Source organism: Flavobacterium sp. NKUCC04_CG, assembly GCF_019345525.1.
Classification (GTDB): Bacteria; Bacteroidota; Bacteroidia; order Flavobacteriales; family Flavobacteriaceae; genus Flavobacterium.
Map to the genome: position 1 here is coordinate 170625 of NZ_JAHKRA010000001.1, position 20702 is coordinate 191326.

Consider the following 20702-nt stretch of genomic DNA (forward strand, 5'->3'; position numbering starts at 1 on the left):
GAAACCCCCAATTGACGAATCAATTGGGGGTTTTCAAGACTATAAAAAACTATTTTTAATTTTTAACAATTTTAACGAATTGAGTTTGGTTGTTTGAATAGATTTTCACGACATAGGTCGCAGTCGCCAAACGACTCATATCTACTAAAACCATGTTATCTAAAGCATTCATGGTCAACACACGCTGTCCAGTTAAGGAATATACTTCTACTCTAGTTATGGTTTCTTTATAGGTAATCGTCAAAATATCTTTCACCGGGTTTGGATAATAATTTAACTTGGTTAAATCAAAATCATTAATTCCCAATGGAACATTAATTTTCACGGTAACTGCAAAAGGCAAACTCGTACAGCCGGCAGATGAAAGTATTACACCATAATAAACATTCCCATCAATTAACGGCATATTTGTAGCCAAGCTATTGATGTTTGCAATTGCGTCTTCTTCAGAACTAAACCAAATAATATTCATTTGATCTAGGACTAAATTGCCTACTACGCTATTTTGTTCTTGTTCAAACACTTGCAAATCACTTCCAGTAGGCGCCGTTGGTATTGGATTTACCGTTACTTGCACTGCTTTTCTAGGAGACTCACAGAAGTAAATCGACTGACTCACATAGTACGTTCCCGTTTGAAGCAAAGCATCAGCAGCTAATACTGTACCACCTGATTCTTGTTGGTACCATTTTACAACCATACCCGTAGCCACAGTCACCTGTAGTTCACTAACTTTTGCTTCTCCACAGAAAGACTGCGCACGAGCATTTGGTGCTACGGTATTACTAACGATATTAACGCCAATTCGAACACGAGCAGATTCACAATCTCCAATCTTTTGAGATACATAATAAAGCCCTGAGTTCAAATTTTGATTACTACCTAAAGCAACGCCTCCAGTAGCTACATTATACCATTTTACTTGTGCACCCGGTAATGTTGTAGCTTGTAAATCTCCCACTGTCGCAGTAGTTGTACAGAAATTTTGATTTTGAGCCACCGGCTGCGATACCGTTTCATACACAGAAACGTTAACCGCAACTCTAGCAGACACACAACCATTAATCATCTGCGCACCGTAGTACGTTCCCGTTCTTAGCAAATCATTAGGTGATAATACCGTGGTGGATTCTAAACTTGCATACCAGTTTGCAACAGCCCCTGGAGCCAATTGCATCGCTAAATTAGAAACTCTCGATATACCACAATAGATTTGAGCAGTAGTAACCGTTGGGATTCCAGGAACTGGATTCACACTAATATTAACTCGTGTACGATCGGACTCACAAACCGTATTACTTTGAGACACATAATATACCCCTGTTTGCAAATCAATATCACCAACAATCGGATTTTGATTGGCATCATACCAGTTTAAAGTATTATCCGTATCGTAAGTTACTTCCAAATCAGATAATACAGCCGTTCCACAAATATTTCTATTTGGTGAAATCGGTGCAATCGGTTTTGTTTTAATAATAACCTGAACCGGCACTCTAGTGGTAGATTCACACGTTCCTATTATCTGAGTTACAAAATAAGTTCCCGTTGTAACTATAGTCGTCGGCGCTAAAACCACCCCTCCAGTTGCCTGACGGTACCATTTAAAAGCAGCCCCCTCTTGACCTGTAGCAACTAAGTCCGAGATTAGAACCGCACCACAAAACTCTTGAGTTTCTGCGACAGCATCGGTGATTACTACGGTTCTTATATTAAAGGTTTTCACCAAGGGACAACCGTTACCTGAAGAAACATTCATAACCAAATCTTCATAACCTTCTGTTTGTCCTTTGTAATATACTTTCTTAGCAGAAGCACCTGCTACATAAGGAATCGTAGCATCCTCGTCTGTAAAGACATTGGTTGCTGGAGCCCAAGTAACCATATATTCTGCTTTTCCTTTAAACTTAACATTGTACCTATTCTTACTTAAAGTTGGCGTTCCCGTATTAAAACTAAAAAGCAAATTATTAGTTGTAGAAACGGTATAAAACGTCTGTGCATTATCAAAATCATCTGCTCCAGAATGCGAAATCTCTACTATTAAATTAGATGCACCATCCCAATTATAAGGAGTCGCAAACGTTATTTCTTGCCAACCAGACGCCGTATGAGTATAAGTACTCGGCCCATAAACTGTAGTAAACCCAGTTGTAATATAAGCCGCAGAAGCAAATTGAGCCAAATTAGTAGTCGCAATTCTCACGGTATAATTTGCGTTGGTTAAAGCGTCACCTGGAGTGGCAATGTTAAATGAAATCGATTTTAAAGCTCCAGCCGAAACTCCATTAGCAGTTAATTCAGCTGCGGTAAACAACAGTTGCGATTTCCCACTAGTCCATCTATTGATAAATGCACTATTATTATCTGCATTACCAGACAAAGAAGTTCCCATACCAATTTCAGAATATGATTCCCCACCAAAATCAACATTAAACTCCTTAACTCCTCCTTCACAAATAATATGATTTGGCTCGGTAGGTGTATATACAATAACCGGTAAAGGTTTTACCGTAACCTTTAGTTGTTTTGCAACCTCACATAGATCGCCAGAGGTTTGTTTTGCCGTTAATACATAGTCCGTAGTAACCGTTGGATTAAAGACCCAACCGGTTTGTGCGCTACCTGTCACTCCCGTTGCAGGCAACCATGTATAATTGTTATAGATACTGACATCACTCGTTATAGAGACTACGGCTGAAGTTTCATTTTCACAGATAGTCACTACCGCTGTACTTAAAGTCAAGGCAGGCGCTGTAGAAACCACAACATCTACTTTCTTTCTCTCCCCGACACAAGCTGTATTTCCAGTACCGGATGTGCCAGATACCCAATAAGATTTATTAGCTGTTAATACAGGTGTTGTAAATGCCGGTCCCTCAAAAAGAACAGCGCCACCTGTAGCTACATCATACCATTTAAACACTCCAGTCGTTCCTGTTACAGTAGCTCTTAATGTCACTATTCCTTGACCACAAATCGCTGCATTCTGTACGGTAAAATCTGGATCATCGCATTTAGTGGTAAACTTGGTTGCTAAAGTCCATTCGGAATTATTCGTAGCAGAACATTTTGAACGAATATAAACCGAATATTCTGTAGAAGGTGTAAGTCCTGTCAATGCTTTAGTCATAACTGTATTAGCTACAATTTCTGTTAAAAACCTTCCAACAGCGCCGCTACCAGGAGCACCAGTGGTTCTCACTTCATACTCATACCCGTTCGCAGGCACTGTAATTGGTGCAGTCCAATTTATTGTTGCAGTATTTTTAGTTACCTGACTAGCTGCCAAATAAATTGGTTTTAAACATCCCGGCACTACACCTGTTTCAAAAATAATCTGAGGAACATAAGCGTATGTACTACTAGCAGCAGGAGGAGTACTTATATCAGGTGCAGTACCGTCATTACGATAAGCAATCGCTCTATTAGCACCTGGGGTATCCATCCTTCTAAAACTTGCTCCATTCAACCAAGCCGGAGTATATTCATTAACAGCGATGACAATATTACTAGTACCATCCCAAATAAAAGGTTCTGCGAAAGTAATCAACATCCAGTCACCAGTTGGCGCAGGAAACGTCACCACTCCATTAAATACTTGTTGCATGGTCGAAATCGGAACCCATTGATCCGCAGCTGTACTGGCGAATGCCGTTTTGGCGGTATTACCCAATAAGACTTTCCAATCCTTAAAACTATCTGTAACAGCAGGAGTGGTTACATGAAACTTTAAGGTAGTGATAGCTGTTTGTCCAGTACCACCTACGGCAGCACGTATCTCACTAGCTGTATAAATCTGTTGCGTATAATTATAACCCCAATTGGAATGCATTGGCAATTCAGTTGCCGTTGCAGTTCCACTACCAATAAAACCTCTTACCAAAGTTTTAAAGGATAAAGGAATTGCACTCCATGCACTTTTATCAGTTGCATTACATTTATTTCTAAACCATACGTAATATTGCGTATCAGAAGTTAAGCCCGCTAAGTCTGCGGACATAGTCGGCACATTAACTGTACCCATAGGTGCAGTAGTTGCTATAGGTGCTTGTGCTAAACTCGTAGCATAAAAATACTCCGTTCCTAGAACAGTTGTCAAATTTGTCCATTGTATCTTAACTGAATTAATAGTCAAATCGGAAAAACTGTATGAAGAAACACCTACACAGCTCGGTGCCTGTTCAGCAAGCAGCACCACTTGTGGTACATATTGAAAACGTTCACTTGCCGCTGGAGGACTATTTGGATTTGGGTTTGATGCTACGGCATCTACTCTATAAAGTAAGCCACGATAATTGGTACCCGTATCCATTCTTCTAAAAGTTGCTCCAGCAGTATTCCCTGGAGTATTTTCGTAAACTCCAACCACTATATTACTTGTTCCATCCCATAAAAATGGTTCTGCTAGCGTGATTTCCATCCAATCGCCAGTTGGATCTGGAAAAGTAACCTCGCCGTTAAATACCGTAGTCATAGAAGCGGTAGGTATCCATTCGGCTGCGGTGGTTCCAGCAAAATTCGTTTTGGCCGTATTACCCATAAAGATTTTCCAATCTTTATAGTTAGCTGTAGCTGTCGTAGAATTAAAATGAAACTTAATCGTTCTAACATATCGATCGGTCCCTACTGAACTTAAAACATCACTAGCCAAATAAATCTGCTGGGAATAATTATAAGCCAAACTCGATTGAATTGGCAAAGAAGCCGTTGTTAAGTCTCCGGTTCCAATTTGACCGATACTGTTGGTCTTAAAACTAGACATATTTGTCCATTCACTAGTTGAAGTTGCAGAACATTTTACTCTAAACCAAACATAATAACGCGTATTTTCATTTAATTCCGTCAATAACAATTCTGCAACAGGAGCATCTACGATTCCTGCTGGCTCTGAATTGGACTCAGGTTCATCGGGAGAAGTAGATAAAAAATATTCTACTCCAACATATGGATTTGTCCCATGAATATTCCAAGTATATTTAATGGAACTACTCGTTAAATCGCTAGTACGGATATTCAAAGGAAACATACAAGCAGGCAAAGGATTACCTGTCAAAATTATCTGTGGAACGTGACTAACAGTAGTACCAGTAGGTGGACTTAAAGGATTCGGATTATTCGTATCACTTGTATAGGACATTCCCCTATTCGGAGTGGTGTCCATTCTTCTAAAAACACCTCCGTTTAAAAAGTTAGGAGTATATTCATGAACTGCTATTACTAAATTATTGACTCCGTCCCATATAAAAGGAGTAGCCAATTGAATCTCCATCCAATCATCGGCTGGAAAAGTAACTTCACCGTTAAACACTTCACTTAACTCAGTAGGAGCTACCCACGAGGTTCCGTTAGTAAAAGTAGTTTTAGTTGTATTTCCCATAAAGATTTTCCAATCTTTATAAGATGCTGTAGACGTTGTAGCTTTAAAGTGAAATCTAACTTTTGTTATTAAATTATTGATACCAATTGCTTCCTGAACCTCAGCTTTTAAGTAAATCTGTTGGCTATAATTAAACCCCCAATTGGTATTTAATGGCAATTGTGTACTTGTAGCAATACCTGCACCAATTTGCCCTAAACTCATAGTTGACCCTGTAGTATTTGCCCAACCTGAAAAAGCACTTCCGCAACTCAATCTCAAATAAAGATTGTAGTTCGTATTTGGTAAAAGTCCTGAAATTAGTTGTGAATTGGCTCCAACAGCGGTAGCCCCACTTGTAACCAATCCGACAGCACCACTTCCAGGCCCACCCGAAGTTCTAACTTCGAATTCCCCTGTTCTTTGTAAATCAGTTGCTGTCCAATTCAACACCATAGAATTCGTAGTTTGTGCAGTAGTAGTTATTTCAATTACACCATAGCAAGATGGAGGAGTAAACCTATAAATCTGCCCCGTTACCGGTTTTGTAACAATTTCCGTAACTGAAGTGGTACTTGTAATTACAGGAGCAAGTGTTCCGGTAAGATTGATATAACTACCATTTCCTGAGCCAAATTTACTTCCTAAACCGATAGTTGCGCCACCTGGATTCACATCTGCTGCTTCTGGTCTATAAATGAATTCAACAACATTGGTTGTCTCATACAACTTAACTTGAAAGCTAATTACCGGATTAGTACTATTAAAATTCCACTCCCAGTTTCTCCATTCTATCGTTAATACCCGATTAGGAGCTACCCCGGTAAGTTCATACCCGGCATAAGACCCCCCAGTTGCGCGACCATCTAAGTCATCCCATAAAGGAGCAATAATAGGTCGCGAAGTAGCATTTACCGCAGATAAATCATTACCATTCAAGGTTGCAGTCCCATTTCCAAAACTTACAAATCCATTTGAGCTCATCTTAAAACTGGTATAAGATGCACCTTCATACAAAAAATTAAAACCAATATTAGTAGCTGCTGAGATTGCGTCATCAGCCTTAACATTTGCTAATTCTGTTGCATTGGTACTTACCGGAACATATGCACCCACCTCATTGGTGAACACATAGCCCGTGACCTGAGCATTTATAGCCATAAAGCTCATTAAAAAAAACAAAAGTGTAATGTTCTTCATTTTATTATTTACAGTTTAATTAGTCGCCCTAAAATAATACTTTATTTTAAAATATTTAGCAATTAATTAACTTTAACATTTAGTAATTAAAATAAACTCTAAAACAACGCCACAAACACATAATTATATTTATAATTTTCACCTAAAAACAACTTTATAACCATTTGCTTATTTAATTATAAAACAAAAAAAAGGAGTGGCCTTTTTAGACCACTCCTTAATTTCATAAAAAAAACCTTATTAATTTTTGACAATTTTTATAAACTGCGTTTGATTGTTTGAATAGATTTTCACCACATATGTAGCAGTCGCCAAACGACTCATATCCACTAAAACGATGTTATCTAAAGCATTCATGGTCAATACGCGTTGCCCCGTTAAGGAATAAACCTCTACTCTAGTAATGGTTTCTTTATAGGTAATCGTTAAAATATCTTTCACCGGGTTTGGATAATAATTCAACTTGGTCAAATCAAAATCGTTAATCCCCAATGGAACATTAATTTTCACGGTAACTGCAAAAGGCAAACTCGTACAGCCGGCAGATGAACGTATTACACCATAATAAACATTCCCATCAATTAATGGCATATTTGCAGCCAAGCTATTGATGTTTGCAATTGCATCTTCTTCAGAACTAAACCAAACAATATTCGTCTGATCTAGGACTAAATTGCCTATTACGCTATTTTGTGCTTGTTCAAACACTTGCAAATCACTTCCAGTAGGAGCGGCAGGCAATGGATTAACTGTAATTTCCACACGTTTTCTTGGAGATTCACAGAAATAAATCGACTGACTCACATAGTAAATGCCTGTTTGAAGAGGAGCATCCATAGACAAGGCCGTACCGGCTTGTTCTTGGGTATACCATTTCACAATATAACCTGTACCTACAGTAACTTGAAGAGCACTTACTTTTGTTTCTCCACAAAAAGACTGTGCTTGCACATTAGGTGCTGTAGTATTGGTTACAATATTAACACCAATTCGAGTACGCGCAGACTCACAATCTCCAATTTTTTGAGATACATAATAAAGCCCCGAATTCAAAACCTGATTCGTACCTAAAGCCGTTCCACCTGTAGCTACATTATACCAATTCAACTGAGCTCCCGGCAATGCCGTAGCTTGCAAATCTGCAACAGTTGCATTGGTCGTACAGAAATTCTGATTTTGAGCTAATGGCAGGGCTACCGTTTCATAAACCGCAACGTTAACCGCAACTCTAGCAGACACACAACCATTAAGCATTTGCGCACCGTAATAAACTCCCGTTCTAAGAAGTTCATTTGGCGACAATACCGTAGTGGACTCTAAACTCACATACCAGTTCGCAACAGCCCCTGGAGCCAATTGCATCGCTAAATTAGAAACTCTCGATACACCACAATACATTTGAGTAGCGGTCACAGTTGGAATTCCAGGAACTGGATTCACACTGATATTAACTCGTGTACGATCGGATTCACAAACCGTATTGCTTTGAGATACATAATAAACCCCTGTTTGCAAAGCAATATCACCAACAATTGGATTTTGATTGGCATCATACCAATTTAAAGTATTATCCGTATCGTAAGTTACTTCCAAATCAGATAATACAGCCGTTCCACAAATATTTCTACTTGGTGAAATCGGTGCAGTCGGTTTTGTTTTAATGGCAACCTGAACCGGAACTCTAGTTGTAGACTCGCAAGTTCCTATAATCTGTGTAACAAAATAAGTACCTGTAGTAACCATAGCAGTTGGAGCTAAAACCACACCGCCAGTTGCTTGTCGGTACCATTTAAAAGCAGCACCTTCTTGCCCTGTAGCCACTAAGTCCGAAACCGGAACAGTTCCACAAAAATCTTGATTCTCTGCGGCAGCATTTGTGATAAACACCGTTCTAATATTAAAGGTTTTCACCAATGGACAACCGTTACCTGAAGCAACGTTCATGACTAAGTTTTCATATCCTTCTGTTTGTCCTTTATAATACACTTTCTTCGCAGAGGTACCTGCTACATAAGGAACCGTCGCAGCTTCATCCGTAAAGACATTCGTCGCCGGAGCCCAAGTAACTTGATAATTGTTACCTCCTTTAAATATAACGTTATAACGTTTTTTACTAACCTCAGGAGAATTGGTATTGTAACTTGACAACAAAGTATTTCCCGCGGTCTCTGTAAAATATGTATTGGCATTATAAGAAGAATTTGCACCTGATGATGAAATTTCAACAATTATATTGGAAACGCCATCCCAAGCATAAGGTGTTGCAAAAACAATCTCTTGCCATCCCGTTGCTGTATGTGTATAAGTACTCGGTCCATACACGGTAGTAAATCCAGCAGTAACATAGGTTGCTGATGGAAACACATTTAAACTCGTATTGGCAATTTTCACAGTATATCCCGCATTAGTCAAAGCTGATCCCGCCGTAGCGATATTAAATGACATACTTGAAATATCCCCCCCCAAAAGGCCACTTGCCGTTAATTCCGCTGCAGTAAATAACAATTGCGATTTTCCAGAAGTCCACCTGTTATTAAAAGCAGTATTGTTGTCATAATCTGCAGAAACGGTAGTAGCTGTTCCGATAGTTCCTTGGAAATGTGAAATAAAACTAGCTTCTAAAACCTGAGTTTCTCCTTCACAAATAATCAAATTACCTGGCTCTGGAGTTAATGTAATTACCGGTAAAGGTTTAACTACGACCCTAACTTTCTTAGCGCTCTCGCACATACTGCCAGTAGCTTGTTTAGCCGTTAATACATATTCGGTAGTCGTCGTTGGATTAAACACCCAACCCGTTTGAGCATTTCCACTAACTCCTGTAGCTGGTGACCAAGTATAAGTATTGTAGAGACTTAAGTCGCTGGTTACAGTAACCACAGCACTAGTTTCTCCTTCACAGATGGTTAGAGTAGCAGTACTTAAAGTGAAAGTTGGCGCTGCAGTTACCACTACATCAATTTTCTTTCTACCCGACAAACAAGCCGTGTTTCCCGTCCCAATAACTCCTTCTACCCAGTACGATTTGTTAGCTGTTAGTAGTGGCGTTGTAAAGGTTAATCCTTCAGAAAGAACAACACCTCCTGTCGCTACATCATACCATTTAAAGACACCGGTAGTTCCTGTTACGGTGACGGCTAAGTTTACAATTCCTTGTCCACAAATAGCAGCATCCTGAACCGTAAAATCAGTGTAATTACATTTCGTAGTAAAAGTCCTTACTGTAGTCCACTCTGAAAAAGACGTAGCTGTACATTTCGAACGTACATACACAAAGTACTCTGTTGACGGAGTTAATCCCGTAAGTGCTTTGGTTAAGATTGTATTGGCAACCAATTCGGTTGCAACGCGACCAATAGCACCAGAACCAGCTAGACCTGAAGTTCTAATTTCATATTCATAACCTAAAGCCGGAACATTGACAGGCGCTCTCCAACTGATTGTCGCTGTATTTTTAGTAACATCTGTACTTTGAACACCAAGTGGTTTTAAGCACGACGGCACTACAGTGGTCTCAAAAACAATCTGAGGAACAAAATCATACCTATACGATGCTATAGGAGGATTTGATAAATCTTGTGCTCCACTATCCGTAGTATGGAGAAACCCCCTAAAAGTAGGAGTATCTTGTTTTCTAAAAGTAGCCCCTGATGTATAACCTGGGGTAGTTTCATTTACAGCTACAACAATATTACTTGTTCCATCCCACACGAAAGACTCATCCAATATGATTTCCATCCAAGTATCTGAGGGATCAGGAAACGCAATCACTCCACTAAATACTTCTTGCATAGCCGAAATTGGCACCCATTGGTCTGCCGCCGTTGTAGCAAACTCCGTTTTAGCAGTATTACCTAAAAATATTTTCCAATCTTTATAATTAGCCGTACCTCCAGTAGTCTTAAAATGGAATTTTAATTTAGTCACATACTGTTGTCCATTAACCCCCAAGGATGCGACAATCTCACTAGCCAAATAAATCTGCTGCGAGTAATTAAAACTATTATAGCTATAAATTGGCAAACGATCTGTAGTTGCGTTCCCATTACCAACCTGCCCTCTAATACCCGTTTTAAAACCAAGAGGAATGGCACTCCAAGCACTTTTATCTGTAGCATTACACTTGTTTCTAAACCACACATAATATTGGGTATCCGGAGTCAATCCAGTTATATTAGCAAACAATGTCGGCATATTCACTGTTCCCGAAGGCGTCGTAGTTACTGTCGGAGCTGGCGTTAAGGCTGTCGAATAATAATATTCTGTCCCCAAAACTGTAGTTGTATTCGTCCAATTCACTTTTACCGAATTAATACCCAAATCAGCGTAGCTATACGAACTCACGCCAATACAAGTTGGTGCTGGATCTGCTAACAATACGATTTGTGGAACATAGGTAAAACGCTCACTAGCTGCAGGTAATGCATACAAATTCAGAGCTGAAGTATCACCATCTACACGGTAAAGTAGCCCTCTATTCGCTGTTCCAGTATTCATCTTTCTAAAATTCGCACCTGCCATTTTATCATTTGTATATTCATGAACTCCAACAACTATATTGCTGGTTCCATCCCATAAAAACGGTTCGGCCAAAGTAATCTCTATCCAATCTCCGGTAGGATTTGGAAAAGTAACTACACCATCAAATACCGTAGTCATACTCGCTACAGGCACCCATTCTGCGGCAGTTGTTCCGGCAAAACTTCCCTTGGTTGTATTACCCATAAACACTTTCCAATCTTTATAATTCGCAGTCGCTGCGGAGCTGGTAAAATGGAATTTTATTTTCTTGATATATCTATTTGTTCCAACTGATTCCAAAACCTCACTGGCCAAATAAATTTGCTGTGAAAAATTGTAATTATAATTAGAGGCTAGAGGCAAGGAAGCCGTCAATTCATTTCCGGTACCAATCTGCCCTAAGCTGTTTGTCTTAAAAGTAACAGTATTAGCCCACTCGCTGTTTACAGTGGCACTACATTTTGTTCTAAACCAGATGTAATAACGGGTATTTTCCGTTAAATCACTTAGTTGTAATAATCTACCAGGCTGCGCTATATTGTCCGAAGGAGCCGTACTTTCATCTGGTCCTTCTGGTGATGTACTTAAGTAGTAGTCCGTTCCTAGAATTGGATTTGTACCGTGAATGCTCCAGGTAAACTTAACAGAACTACTCGTTACATCGGTATACTGTATATTTAAAGGATACATACAGGCAGGTAATGGATTCCCGACCAAGCCTATTTGAGGTACATATTTATACAAGGAGCCGCTTGGAAGGCTGTTCAAATTTGGAATTGGTGAATCTGTTGTATACAGAATCCCTCTGTTGTCCGTCGTATCTGTTTTTCTAAAAACGGCTCCATAGGAATAACCCGGAGCATATTCGTTAACCGCAATAACCAAATTGCCTACGCCATCCCATATAAAAGGGGTAGCTAATGTAATTTCCATCCAACCATCGGTTGGGCTCGGGAAGGTTATCTGTCCATCAAACACTTCTGTCAACTGAGCATTTGGTATCCATGAGGAAGAACTTGCAAAAGCATTCAGGGTTGTATTGCCCATAAATATTTTCCAATCTTTAAAACTTGTCTCCGATGCTCCTGATGAATTAACATGAAATCTAATTTTCGTAATTAGATTATTAACCCCTAAAGCAGCAGTAATTTCAGATTTCAAATAAATCTGTTGCGAATAATTATTATTATTACCACTATATAATGGCAACTGCATAGTAGTAGTAGTTCCTTGCCCAATTTGACCTGTAATCGTCGTTCTAAATGGAATTTCAACCCAACTACTTAGAGCTGTAGCCGTACACTTGGCTCTTACATAAACTTTATATGCAGTGTTTTCTATCAGTCCTGACAACGTAATCACATTTGAAGCGACTGTCGCAGTTTGAACCAAGCCTGTAGCACCTGAACCTGCTACACCAGTAGTCCGCAGCTCATATTCATTACCCAATGCCGGAATCGGCAAAGCTAATGTAATAGCAACACCCGTTGGAGAAGGGATTATACCTCCATTTGCAACTGGATTAAGACAAGCCGGTGGTGGCAAAGTAATTCTTATATTCGGTCGATTAGCATTTACTGTTCCACTAGTTGTTGGAGCTGTAGTATCACTCTCCAATTGCATATGCTTATTTGGAGCCTCACTGAATCTTACCATACTTCCATCACTGCCAGTACCACCTCCGCCTCCAAAATTGGCTTCGACTAGAACCATAAGATTTTTAGCTCCCCCTGTAAAATTAAATGCCGCAGTTAGCGCAAAACTATTCCAGCCTTGAACAGGCGTCAAAGTACCGTCATAAACCAAAGTAGCACCAGTAGTTAATGTGCTCCAAGGAACAGCGGTTAATACACTTTCGTTTACTTCTTTTAAATAAATCTTAATAGGCCTTGCTGGCCCTCCACCAACATTTGCATTCCATGCTAAAGCGGTAATTGCTCCAACACCCTGCACTTCACTGGCCATATAAATGGATGCGGATCGCTCAAATCCATAGTAATTACCAAATGGATACCGCTTTCCCTCTGTTCCCGTACCTATTTCAATCTGAGACCATGAGGTCCATGTATGAAAAAGCACAAAAAACAACAAGAGTATTAGTTTTTTCATGTTAAAAATAATTATTGGTTAGTGCTTACTAAATTAGTTTTTTATTTTAATAATAAATCCTAATAAATGACTTTTAACAAAAAAAAACCAAAAAAACCCAAATAATTTCTCATTTGGGTTTTATTTTACTCACTAAAAAATTGTTAATATTTAAGAACCTTCAAGAATTGTTGCTGTTTATCTGAATAAATTTTAACTATATAAGTAGCTGCAGCCAATCTGCCCATGTCAACAAAAACAACGTTATCAGAGGTATTCAACGTCAAGACACGATGCCCCGTCAAGGCATACACTTCTACTCGGCTGATTTTTTCATGATACGATATAGTCAAAACATCATGGACCGGATTTGGATAATAATTCAATTTGGTTAGATCAAAATTATGTACTCCTAATTTTATCGATACTTGTACTTTAAATGGTAGGCTTAAACATCCGTCTTCAGACTGCACAACACCAAAATAAAAATCTCCATCAATTAAAGGCATGTTACCATCTAACCTATTGATATCGTTTAGAGCCTCTTCTTCTGAGCTAAACCAAATGATAGCAGGTTCGTTCAATTCCAAGTCTCCCACAACAGCAGTAAAGTCCGGTTCAAACTCTTGAACCTCATTTCCCGTAGGCGTCATTGGGCGTGGGTTAACATTAACCTCTACGCTCTTTCTAGGAGATTCGCAATGATAGATGGATTGGCTTACATAGTAAGTTCCAGTTTGCAGGACTTCTTCTTCACTTAAAACAGTTCCACCTTCTTGTTGAGCATACCATTTTACAATAAACCCAGTACCAACAACTACATGAAGATCTTGTACTTTTGCATCTCCGCAGAATGATTGTGCCTGAGCATCTGGCGCCCTGTTATTATCAGCAACATGAATACCTACGCGAACACGCGTAGATTCACAATTTCCTATTTGCTGAGACACATAATACAGACCGGAATAGACCGCTTGATTTGGACCTAAAGGTATTCCACCAGTTTCAGTGCCGTACCAATGTATTTCTGCTCCTGGCAATCCCGTCACTTGCAATTGAGCCACTGTTGTACTAGTATTGCATAAATTCTGATTAGACACTATAGGTTCAGCTATAAAATCGGCCACTATAACAGTTATTCTAACTCTTGTAGATTCACATCCACCGACTAGTTGCGCTCCGTAGTAGGTCCCCGTTTCAAGAAAATCATTCGGAGAAAGCGCAACAATTGATTCCATATCACTATACCAGCGTGCTACAGCTGTGGGCTCCAAATCCAAGGATAAGTCAGCAACTCGTGCTGCATTGCAAAAGTATTGATTTGCATCGGCAAATGGAACAGTAGGTGCGGTCCCTACAACTACATCAACACGTACACGTTCCGATTCACAATTTACCGAACTCTGCGAAACATAAAGCGTTCTCTCATCTAACATTATGTTTCCAGTTATCAAATTATGGTCTGCATCATACCAGTTTAACGTATTTGACACATCATAACTTACAATTAAGTCCGCTAAAGTACCTGTGTAACAAACCGCATTATTCACCACAATCGGATTTACTGGTTTCGGCCTGATGGTGACGCGTACCGGAACTCTTGTCTCCGATTCGCATAGACCAATAACTTGAGTAACAAAATAAGTTTGCGTACTTAATGGGGTTGTAGCGTCCAAAGCCCGACCTCCTTCTGCGTAACTATACCAATAGAAGCTAGCCCCCTCTTGCCCAGTTGCAACTAAATCCGCGATTCTTACCACGCCGCAAAAATCTTGATTTGTCGCTTGTGCATTGGTAATTAGCACGGTTCTAAGGTTAAAGTTTTTCACCAAGAAACAACCGTTGTTCGAATCAATCGTCGCTGCTAAGTTTTCATAACCTTCGATAGCGCCCTTGTAGTACACTTTTTTAACAAGTACCTCCGGATCATAAGAATAAGGTATCGTTGCGGCAGGATCTAAATAAACATTTTCAGTCGGAGACCATTTGATATTATATTTTTGTCCACCGGTAAACTTTACGTTTAAACGCCTCGTACTTAACATCGGTAAGAAATCATTATAACTAAATAACAACATATTATCTACAGTAGTTGTATAATACGTTTCCGCATTATCAAGACGATCAGCACCCGAATGCGAAAACTCTAGGATTAAGTTCGACACACCATCCCATTCGAACGGCGTATCAAAAACAATCTCTTGCCAACCCGTTGCTGTATGAGTATAGGTAATCGGACCATAAACAGTCGTAAAGCCTGTGGTTTCAAAGCTCGCAGTTGCGAATTTATCCAAAGTAGTTGTCCCAACTCTTAGGGTATAGTTTTCATTTATCAAAGCATGTCCTGCAGTAGCAATATTAAATGCAATCGAATTTAAAGAACCTGAAGAAACACCGTTTTCCCGTAATTCACTCGCTTTAAACAACAGTTGTGCCTTTACACTTCTTCTTCTATTGCTAAATGCTGTAATTTCTTCCGTTCTTGTAGTCAAGTTTTCAGCTTGACCTACTACCCCCGAGTAATTTATTTCGTTGAGCTCTATTTCAAGAGTTTGCACCTCATCTTTGCAAACCACAATAATCTCCTCGCGTGGAGTAATTTTTACTACCGGCAAAGGTTGTACTCGAACCCTAACTTTTCTAGCGAATTCACAGAAGTCTCCTCGATTCTGCTTAGCCGTAAGTATATATTCTGTAGTAATCGCTGGATTAAAGACCCATCCTCTTTGAACATCCCCGCTTACACCTATAGATGGAGACCAAGTATAGGTATCATACGTGCTTAAATCACCTAAATAGAAAACCCTTGTCGTATAGTCTCCCTCACAAATATCAAAAGTACTTTCACTCAATTCAAAAGGTAGACCGTCAGTCACCACTACGGTTACCATCTTTCTTCCGGCTGGATTCAGGCATACCTCGTCATCTGACCCAACCAATCCTTCTACCCAATACGATGTAGTCTCCGTTAGTAAAGGCGTAGTAAACACCTGACCCTCAGCAATCTCCACACCTCCTTCAGGCACATCGAACCATTTAAAATTCCCACTCACTCCAGTTATGATTACCGACAAATCAGCTATCCCCTGACCGCAAAACGGAGCTACTTCTACAACTTCAAAATCCGGATACTCGCAAATAGTAGTAAAAGACACCCCTGGCGTCCAAGGCGACTCATCAATCACACCACATAGCGCCTGAAAATAAATCGTATAGGTTGTAGCAGGCATCAAACCAATCAAGTTTTGTAACAAAATGGTATTCTGGACCGTACCCGTCAACGCAAGTCCTTCATCACCACTACCGGGCACTCCTTCTGTTCTAATTTCATATTTATAACCGTTTTCTGGAACTCCTTCGAAAGGCACCTCCCATCTTACCGTAGCACTATACCTATCCACATCCAAAACCCGGACAGCAGTAGGGGGAAAACAGTTTGGAACAGCTTCGCTTACGATGAAGATCTGAGGAACATGATTAAAATCATAATTAGCATCTGATAAATCATGAAGATTTTGACGCGCAATATCGGTATAGTGAATCATTCCCCTTTTTTCAGCCGTGTTCATTACACGAAACGCAGCCCCCGAACTCCAACCTGGCGAATATTCATTCACTGCAATTACCAGATTACTCTCCCCATCCCAAACAAAGGGATCCTGTAAGGTAATCTCCATCCATGCATCAGTAGGATTTGGGAAGCTAACCACACCATCAAACACTTGCCGCATCGCTGTTGTTGGTACCCATTCAGTTGCACTTCTTCCTTCGAAACTATGCTTAGTTGTATTACCCATAAATATATTCCAATCTTCATACCTCGTCCAGATACTAGTTTGGGGTATATTAACATGTAGTCTTAATTTTGTGATATACTTCCTTCCATCAGCCCCTAGTACAGATTTAAGTTCACTACCCATATAGAGTTGTTGCGAATAATTATAAGCATATAGGGAATATAGAGGTAAAAAAGTACTTATTTCTGTACTACCATCACTTATAAGTCCTTCAATATGGGTCCTAAACACAAGAGGAACCACACTCCAGGCACTGGATTCGTCCGCTGTACAACGGTTTCTAAACCACACGTAGTATTCGGTATCAGACATTAAATTATTTAAAGTAATACTGGTCACCCCTGGCAGCGTTATTCCGGTTGGCATCGAATTTGGGGAAGGGGCTTGTGTGATGTCGGTAGTAAGGAAGTACTCCGTACCCACATAACCGCTGATCAGATTGGACCACAACAGAACCGCAGAATTAAATCCGACATAGGAGTAACCAAACGTACTAACACCTATACAAGCAGGTGTTGGTTGGGCACTCAATATGATTTGAGGTACATAAGTAAAGCGATTAGTCGCAATAGGTATATTATAAGGATCAACCTCACGAATATCGTCTTGTGTTTTAGCGAGCAACCCTCTATATACATCTCCCGTATCCGTTTTCCGAAAAACAGCACCTGCATTATTTCCCGGAGTAAATTCGTGTACACCTATTACTATATTGCTTGTGCCATCCCATAAGAACGGCTCTTCTAGGCTAATCTCCATCCAATCTCCTGTAGGCTCTGGAAAACTAACTGTTCCGTTAAAAACAACCTTCATATCAGCTACCCCTATCCATTCCGTCTGCGTTGTACTTTCAAAGCTAGTCTTGGTCGTGTTGCCCATAAAAATTCTCCAATCTTTATAACTATCTGTGGCATTATTGGAATTGAAGTGAAATTTAATCTTATCGATATACCTATTTTCACCTATTGCCTGTAAAACTTCACTCGCTAAATAAATTTGTTGCGAATAATTAAAGTTCTGATTTGAATCAAGAGGTAAAGAAGCTGTTGTCAGTCCTCCACCACCAATCTGCCCGGGGTATAATGTTGTAAAACTAGTGGGACTGATTGACCAGTCACTTCGAGAATCTCCATCACACCACACTCTAAACCAGATATAATAGGTAGTCGCTTCATTTAGACCTTCCAAAGCCAACTGATTATTTGGGCTTAATACTTGTCCCGTGATTTCTGTATCGTTGTCTGGAGGAAAGTTGGAAGTTGACATAAAATACTCGACGCCTCTTATACCTTCTCGACCCGCCCATTCAAAATTCACGGAACTGGATGTTAAGGCTGTATATTCATAGCCACCAGATAAAGAACTACAGGGTGGCGGAAGTTCCGCATTTAATATAATTTGAGGAACTGCTTTGTATAACACAGAAGCACGAGGTAATTGATTAACATTCACATCACCACTCGACCTGCGGAGCATCCCCCTGTTGTTTACTGTATGTTGTATTCTAAATCGCGCAACATTACTTGAGGTTCCTGATCCTGGTGTATTTTCATGAACTGCCACAACGATATTAGAGGTTCTATCCCAAAGAAACGGATTCGAAAAATTAATCTCCATCCATCCATCTGCCGAACTTGGAAATGTAACAGTGCCTCTATATACTCTTTCCAATTCAGAAGTAGGAATCCACTCTGTATTTGACAAATCATCAAATTGTACCTTTGACGTATTACCCATATAAATCGTCCAGTCTTTATACTTCTCCTGATTTAACTCTGTATCCCTTAGATTGACATGAAATTTTATACCCGTAATATAATTATTGGATTGTAAAGCCGTTCGAACTTCATTTGCCAAATAGATTTGCTGCGAATAATTATAGCTATAATTACTAGCAATTGGCAAAGCACTTAACAATCGATCACCGTGGCCTAACTGCCCTGGAAGTAAGGTTCTAAATTCTAAAGGAATACCGCTCCAATTGCTTTTTTGATTTTGCTGACATGCATTTCTAAACCACACATAATACGGAGTATCTGAAGTCAAATCATTTAAAATAACCTCCGTAATTTCGGCGCTCACCACGGCTGTAGGCAAGGCATCAGCTGTTGGAGGCTGAGGTGTATTTCCCAAATAATATTCAATTTGTTGAGCTGAAGCCCAAGAGTTTACCCATTTAATCTTAACACTTGTGTCTGTTAGATTCTCGTAACTATGAGATTGAATACCCATACATTCTGAAACTTGTTCACCAACTAAGATTATTTGTGGAACGTATTGATAAAGGAAAGAAGCCTCTGGCGGAAAATGGGGATTTGGATTATTATATTCATTATCGGTTCTATACAACATACCCCTATTGACAGGTCTCGTTTGAAATGCTCTAAATCGCGCACCACTGGTAAAGTTGGGAGTGTATTCGTGAACTGCTACAACCAAATTACTCGTACCATCCCATAAAAACGGTTCCATCAAATTTATTTCCATCCAATTTCCCGTTGGATTTGGAAAAGTGACCTCCCCATTAAATACAGTAATCATATTAGCGGCTTTAACCCATTCCGTAGAGTCTGTAGATTCAAAATTACTTATAGTAGTATTACCCATAAAAATCTTCCAATCCTTATAATTATTCGTTCCTTCAATAGAGGTGAAATGAAATTTTATTTTGGTGATATACCTATTTTCTCCTACAGCATTCAATACCTCATCTGCGAGATAAATTTGCTGTGAATAATTATAGCCGTAGTGCGATTGAATAGGCAAACTCGATTCCGTCTGTGTACCCCTACCGATTTGACCTTCAAACACGGTGGTAAATCCTTGCGAGACCCAGCCACTGGTTTCACCAGCATCACATAGCGTACGAATGTAAAGCACGTAGTTTGTGTCTTCTGCCAATCCTGACAGCTGTAATATTTCTAAACTACTAATTCCACTTTGCTCCAAACCTATCACGCCAGATTCCGGTTCACCCGAACTTCGCAATTCATACTCATAACTTGGGTATGATGCTCGCAAAGAAATTGAAAATCGAACGGATGTACCCCCCACATGAATAGGATCAGGCATCAATGGCGAAACACACCCCTGTAAGGGAATTGCAATCCTTATATTGGGCCGATTACTCCCAACGGTCCCGTCTTGATCTGGAGCTTCATAATCTCGAACAATTGACATATGCTTGCCCGCCGCTGTCGTATATCTCACACCATTGCCTGCGCTACCATTGCTGTCACCACTACCACCAAAATTCGCTTCAACCAGCACTAATAAATTTTTAGTTCCAGTAAAATTAAAAGGCGTACTCAGTGTAAAATGATTCCATCCACTAGTAGCTGAAAACATAGCGTCATAAACTTTGACAGCTCCTGCTGTTATCACATCCCAAGCAACCCCTGACAAGACATCATCATCTACTTCTTTTAGATAAATGACTATAGGTCTAGGAAGTGAATTAGGTGTAATTGCATACCAGCTTAGGGCAGTGATATCTCCTGTTCCCATCACTTCCTCTGCCGTGTATAAAGAGGCCGATCGTTCAAAACCATAAAAATTTCCCAAAGGAAAACGTTGCGTTAATGTTCCTGAGCCAATGTCCACTTGTCCCCAACTGGACAAAATATTAAAAAGCACGAAAAACAAACATAGTATAATTTTTTTCATAATTTTTAGTTTTAATTGTATCATTAAAAATAATAAAAAAATCATAAAAGCAAATTATTGTCAATAATTTA

At 39.6% G+C, this 20702-nt stretch carries 3 protein-coding genes; all 3 read right to left on the reverse strand.

Annotated features, from left to right (window positions below; all coding sequences use genetic code 11):
• Window positions 1-55: 55 nt before the first annotated feature.
• Window positions 56-6559, reverse strand: coding sequence for a fibronectin type III domain-containing protein (locus tag KO524_RS00735; protein ID WP_219288205.1), 6504 nt, complete (start codon window positions 6557-6559; stop codon window positions 56-58).
• A 240-nt stretch (window positions 6560-6799) separates the two neighbouring features.
• On the reverse strand, window positions 6800-13189 hold the full coding sequence (locus tag KO524_RS00740) for a fibronectin type III domain-containing protein (RefSeq protein ID WP_219288207.1): 6390 nt from the start codon (window positions 13187-13189) through the stop codon (window positions 6800-6802).
• Window positions 13190-13332: 143 nt separating this feature from the next.
• Window positions 13333-20631: a T9SS type A sorting domain-containing protein gene (locus tag KO524_RS00745; RefSeq protein WP_219288209.1), complete on the reverse strand. Its 7299-nt coding sequence runs from the start codon at window positions 20629-20631 to the stop codon at window positions 13333-13335.
• Between the last annotated feature and the right edge of the window lie 71 nt (window positions 20632-20702).